Annotated in this window: 4 protein-coding genes and 1 pseudogene; 4 read left to right on the top strand and 1 reads right to left on the bottom strand. The window is 65.5% G+C overall.

Annotated features, from left to right (window positions below; genetic code table 11):
* The first annotated feature begins 237 nt into the window (after positions 1-237).
* Positions 238-1,779, top strand: a complete 1,542-nt coding sequence (locus AC1D1W_RS19380; RefSeq protein ID WP_243180952.1) for an ABC transporter permease — start codon at positions 238-240, stop codon at positions 1,777-1,779.
* A 26-nt stretch (positions 1,780-1,805) separates the two neighbouring features.
* Positions 1,806-2,924, top strand: coding sequence for an ABC transporter permease (locus tag AC1D1W_RS19385; protein ID WP_243181147.1), 1,119 nt, complete (start codon positions 1,806-1,808; stop codon positions 2,922-2,924).
* A 24-nt stretch (positions 2,925-2,948) separates the two neighbouring features.
* On the opposite strand, the gene AC1D1W_RS19390 is transcribed toward AC1D1W_RS19385, so the two are convergent.
* Positions 2,949-3,578, bottom strand: a complete 630-nt coding sequence (locus AC1D1W_RS19390) for a PH domain-containing protein (RefSeq protein WP_028275698.1) — start codon at positions 3,576-3,578, stop codon at positions 2,949-2,951.
* 78 nt (positions 3,579-3,656) lie between these two features.
* On the opposite strand from AC1D1W_RS19390, the gene AC1D1W_RS19395 reads away from it, so the two are divergent.
* Positions 3,657-5,483: an ABC transporter ATP-binding protein gene (locus tag AC1D1W_RS19395; RefSeq protein WP_476944551.1), complete on the top strand. Its 1,827-nt coding sequence runs from the start codon at positions 3,657-3,659 to the stop codon at positions 5,481-5,483.
* A 305-nt stretch (positions 5,484-5,788) separates the two neighbouring features.
* A pseudogene (locus AC1D1W_RS19400) lies at positions 5,789-6,038 on the top strand (ABC transporter substrate-binding protein); the annotation flags it as partial.

Genomic DNA, 6,038 nt, shown 5'->3' on the forward strand with positions numbered 1-6,038 from the left:
GAAGTACATGCCGAACCAGACCGGCGTTTGGTGGAACTTCTGGGAATGGGCGCAGAAGTAGCCCGCGACCCCAAGTAACACTGCTGGAAAGGCGTCGGGACCACAGCTTCTTCGGTCCCGGCGCCTTTCTGGCGACATCCCTGACGATGCCGTGGTCCAGCCACATCGGCGGGAACCGGCCAAACTCCGCGACCGGTCCGGGCAATCCCTGGGCCCGAATTCCGAGGTTCTATTCCAATGGTGACCTACATCTTCCGGCGGCTCGTGACTGCCGCCCTCATCCTTCTCGGTGCGTCCTACCTCGTATATCTCCTGACAGCGGCGTCCGGCGATCCCCTCGAGGAATTCCGCGCCAACCCCACGCCCCAGAAGCAGCAGCTCATGGACGCGAGGACCGAGCTCCTGCAGCTGGACACCCCGGCCCCGCTGCGGTACTTCAAATGGTTCGGCGGCGCTGTCCAGTGCCTCGTTCCGTTCGCCAACTCCTGTGACCTCGGGAAGAACATCGCCGGTCAGCCCATCACCGAGGCCCTCGGCTTCGCGCTCGTCCAGACCCTGACCCTCGTCACCGCGGCAACGGTGCTCGCCATCCTGATCGGCATCACCCTGGGCATCGTCACCGCCCTGCGGCAGTACAGCACCTTGGATTACGGCGTGACGTTCATGGCCTTCCTGTTCTTCTCCCTGCCGATCTTCTGGGTCGCCGTCCTGCTCAAGGAATTCGGCGCCATCGGCTTCAACGACTTCCTGCGGAACCCCGACGTGCCGCTGCCCGCGGCCCTCGGGATTGGCGTCGTCGTCGGCGCGGTGACAGCCGTCGCGGCGGGCGGGACCATGCGGCGCCGGCTGCTGGCCGGCGCCGTCGCCTTCGGCTTCGTCACCGCGGTGCTCATTTACTTCTCCGCCACCGAATGGTTCAAGACCCCGGGCCTGGGCCCCGTGGTCATCGCCATCGCCGGTGTCGGCATCGCGTTCGCCGTGACCCTGCTCTCCGCCGGGCTGAAAAACCGCAAGGCCCTGCAGTCGGCCCTCATCGCCGTCGGCGTTGGAGTCGTGTTCTACTTCCTCCTTCAGCCGCTGCTCAACGAGGCCACATTCCTGATGATCGTGCTCCTGGCGGTCGCCTTCGTCCTGATCGGCATGGGCATCGGCTACCTGGTGGGCGGCTACGACCGTGGGCAGTCCATGCGGGCGGCAGCCATCACCTCGTTCCTGGTCGGATTCCTGATCCTGCTGGACCGGTACATGCAGGCGTGGCCCAGCTACTTCAACAACAGCCGTGTGCGCGGCCGGCCGATCGCCACCATCGGTGCCAGCACGCCGAACATCCAGGGCGACTTCTGGGTCCTGAGCCTTGACTCCTTTACCCACCTGATCCTGCCCACCCTGGCCCTGATCCTCATTTCACTGGCCAGCTACACCCGCTTCACCCGGGCTTCGATGCTCGAAATCATGAACATGGACTACATCCGAACGGCCCGGGCCAAAGGCCTGAGCGAGCGGACCGTCATCATGCGCCACGCCTTCCGCAACGCCCTGATCCCGATCGCCACGATCGTGGCCTTCGACATTGGGGCGCTGATCGGCGGTGCCGTCATCACCGAAACCGTCTTCTCGGTCCGCGGCATGGGCTTCCTGTTCCTGGACGGGATCGCGCACACCGATCCCAACCCGGTCATGGGCGTCTTCATCTGCGTGGCCATCACGGCCATGGTCTTCAACCTCATCGCGGACCTCGCCTACTCCGCACTGGATCCGCGCGTAAGGGTAAAAGCATGAGCCAGCCAAGTCAGCAGGAAGTAATCATGGCCGAAGACGAAGCCTCGCGGATATCAGCCGCGGCCGGCGTTGAGCCGGTCCTTGAGGCCAAGGGCCTCAGCCAGGGCCAGATCGTCCGGAAGCGTTTCCTCGGACACTCCGGCGCCATTATCGGCCTCGTGGTGTTCGCCTTCATTTTCGTTCTGGCCTTCACCTCGGTGGGCTACCTGGGAATCCCCGGCTGGTGGAAGTACAACCACACGCAAGTCTCGCCACTGGTCAACGGCGGCGCACCCACCTCCTCGCTGTGGCCGCTGGCCTGGGGCGAACATCCGTTCGGCCAGGACCGGATCGGCCGCGACCTCTTCGCCATGACCATGCGCGGCGCGCAGCAGTCCATCACCATCATGATCGTGATCGGCCTCATCGCCGGCCTGATCGGCGTCGTGGTCGGTGCCATCTCCGGCTACTTCCGCGGCTGGTCCGAAGCCATCCTGATGCGCCTGACCGACGTCATCATCATCATTCCCGCGCTGCTGCTGGCCGCCGTCATGGCCGCCCTCGCCGGCCGCCGGGACCAGGGAAGCTGGTTCGCCTCCTTCGCCAGCACCAACGGCGTCCTGGCCCTCGGGATCTTCCTGGGCCTGATCAGCTGGGTCGCCCTGGCCCGCCTGATGCGCGGCGAATTCCTGTCCCTGCGCGAACGCGAGTTCGTGGATGCGGCCCGGATTTCCGGCGCCAGCAACGCCAGGATCATCTTCAAGCACATCCTGCCCAACGCCGTCGGCGTGCTGATCGTCAACGTGACCCTGACCATGTCCGCCGCGATCCTCACCGAGACGGCGCTGAGCTACCTCGGCGTCGGCGTCAAGGCCCCGGACACGTCACTGGGCCTGCTCATCTCCCAGAACCAGCAGGCCTTCGCCACACGGCCCTGGCTCTTCTGGTTCCCGGGCATGTTCATCGTGCTCATCTGCCTCAGCATCAACTTCATCGGCGACGGCCTGAGGGACGCCTTTGACCCGCGGCAGAAGAAGTTCAATGCCAAGAAGGCGGCCGATCATGGGGGCGCCGCGGTGCAGGCAGGTACCGTCACCGGACTTGGCGCCCCGGCGCCTGAGGATCCCCGCAACGACGGGCCGGCTGACGGAACACGGGGCCAGTAGATGCCGGCCCCCTGCAGGACCGCTCTAACCGGCGGTAATCGCCAGGTAGCTTGCCGCCAGGAGCAGTACGACGGCGCCAATCGCCACCCAGCGGACGGTCACCGTTGCCGCGGTGCTGGCGGCGTCGCCTGCGGCGAGCTGCCCGCCTTCCACGAGGTCATGCCACCGGGCCCGCACCATCATGGCAGCCTGGCCGGAATCCGTGGTCTTCAGATCTCCCGGACGGACCGACTTGCCGGGACCGTAGGTGGTTGCCGGCAGGCCGTGGAGGTCCTCCGGGCGGGCATGGCGGCCGCCCCAGATACCGGGGGCGGGCGCGGCCCAGGAGGTGTAGCTCTTCCGGGCGGTGACCAGCGTCAGTGCAAAACGGGTATCGACGTGCACCAGCGCTGCCCACGGCACCTCAATCGAGCGGAACGGATTCTCCAGGGTGACGCCGGCATCGTGGACTACAACGGACGGCATCCAGAACAGTTGCCAGCCCATGAAGGCAATGAAAGCCAGCGGGGCGATGCCGCCCAGCGCCCCCGGACCCGCCATGACGACCGTGACCACGACACCGAACGCGGCCACCGCCCAGGACAGCAACGCGAACCACTTGTTGGTTCGTGCTTTGAAGACTTCAACATTTCCGGCGTGCGGCGTAGAGCTCATGCCCCCAATAATTCAGTATTCCGAGCCGCAGCACTAATCCCCGGTGCACCGGCGGCCCGGGCGGAAGGATAGCCCATCATGACTGACTTCATCACCCTCGATCCGCCGGCGTCACCTGTGCCTGGCAAAGGCGAAACTGTCCTGGAGGTCCGGGATCTCAGCGTGGATTTCGGCGTGGACAAGAAATGGGTCCCGGCAGCGATCGGCCTGAACTACGAGGTCCGGGCCGGCGAAGTACTCGCCATCGTGGGGGAGTCCGGCTCCGGAAAGAGCGCCAGTTCAATGGCGCTGCTGGGCCTGCTGCCGAGTAACAGCCGTGTGACAGGAAGTGTCAAGCTCGCCGGCCGTGAGCTGCTGGGGAGCAATGAGGCCAATATCCGCGCGGTGCGCGGCAAGGACGTCGCGGTGATCTTCCAGGAGCCGATGACGGCCCTGAACCCGGTGTACACAGTGGGGTCGCAGATTGTAGAAACTGTGCGTCTGCACAACGAAGTTTCCCCGGAAGAAGCCCGGCTCCGTGCCCTGCGCATGCTGGAACTTGTCGAACTGCCCGATCCGGAGAAAGCCTTCCGGTCTTACCCGCACCAGCTTTCCGGCGGCCAGCGCCAGCGCGCCATGATCGCTCAGTCGCTCTCCTGCGACCCGAAGCTGCTCATTGCCGATGAGCCGACCACGGCCCTCGACGTGACCGTCCAGGCCGAAATCCTTGACCTCATGCGCAACCTGCGGAACAAACTGGACAGTGCCATTGTCCTCATCACCCACGACATGGGAGTGGTGGCCGACCTCGCCGACCGGATCGCCGTCATGCGCAAGGGCCTGATCGTGGAGACGGGCACGGCAGCGCAGATCTTCCACAACCCGCAGCACGAGTACACCAAGGCGCTGCTGGCTGCGGTCCCGCATCTGGGCCAGGGCGGCGCGGATTCCACGGCGGACGTGGACGTCACCGCCGCCCTCGCCGCCGCGACCCACGTCGAGATCCTCTCCATTCCTGAAGACGAGCTGATCCGGCGCGAGCGCGAAAACGCCGCCGCCCTCGCCGCGGCCGAGGCGGCCAAGCCGAAGGGCGAGCCGGTCCTGGAGCTCACCGATGTCGCCATCGAGTACCCGAAGCAGGGCCGGGTGCCGGCGTTCCGTGCCGTGGAAGGGGCCAACCTGGTCATCTATCCCGGACAGGTGGTCGGTCTCGTCGGCGAGTCGGGCTCCGGAAAGACCACCATCGGCCGGGCCGCCGTCGGCCTGCTGCCGGTGGCGGCAGGCACCATGCGGGTAGTCGGGCAGGACATTTCCGCCGCCAAGAGGAACGGCCGCCAGCTCCACGAGATGCGCCGGCATGTCGGCATGGTGTTCCAGGATCCGTCGTCGTCCCTGAACCCCCGGCTGCCCATCGGGGAAAGCATCGGGGAGCCGATGTTCCTGGCACGGGCCGCAAAGGGCGCCGACCTGCAGCGGCGGATTGAGGCGCTGCTGGACCAGGTCGAGCTGCCGCGCGATTACCGCAACCGCTACCCGCACGAGYTCTCCGGCGGGCAAAAGCAGCGCGTGGGGATTGCGCGTGCCCTCTCGCTCAAGCCCAAGCTGATGGTCGCCGACGAGCCCACTTCCGCCCTCGACGTCTCAGTCCAGGCCAAGGTGCTCGATCTGTTCCAGAACCTGCAGAAGGAACTGGGGTTCGCGTGCCTCTTCGTCACCCATGACCTCGCGGTGGTGGACGTGCTCGCGGACCGGATCTGTGTCATGCAGCGCGGCAGGATCGTGGAGCAGGGGACCCGCGACCAGATCCTCCGCAATCCCCAGGAGCCCTACACCCAGCGGCTTTTGGCGGCGGTTCCGCTGCCGGATCCGGACAAGCAGCGCGAGCGGCGCGAACTGCGCGCGCAGCTGCTGTCAGGGGCCAGCTGAGGCTTACCCGGAGGGGGCTGGAACGGGGGCGAAAACCGGCGGATTCCAGTTAAGCGCGAGTAACCCAGGTCACACTGCGGGCGAATACTACCAGTCAGTAGCGTGTGACTTGAAATACCCTCCACTTGACGTTAGTCGTCATGAGATTGTCGGATCACGGTTTGGCAACAGAGTTCCAACATTTGGACGGTTTAGGGCTAGGCTACTTCCATATGTAGGCCACGTCACAGGGGATACCCCTGTGCCTGCTTACGGGGAAGCATAAGTTTTTCCCTCACGAACTCCCACAACTCATAGGAGGCGGAATGCGTTTTTCGCGCACTTCCAAAGCACTGGGCATGGTGGCTATCGCCGCCCTCGCCCTGACCGGATGCGGTGCCAGCGGCTCCGCAACCGGTAGCGGCAGTACCGGCGGCGACACGAGCAAAGTGATCCTCGCCGACGGCTCCGAACCCCAGCGTCCCCTCATGCCCGCCGACACCAACGAAGTCGGCGGTGGCAAGGTCATCGACATGATCTTCGCGGGTCTGGTCAGCTACGACCCCAGCGGCAAGC

Source organism: Arthrobacter sp. P1_B4, from assembly GCF_056406555.1.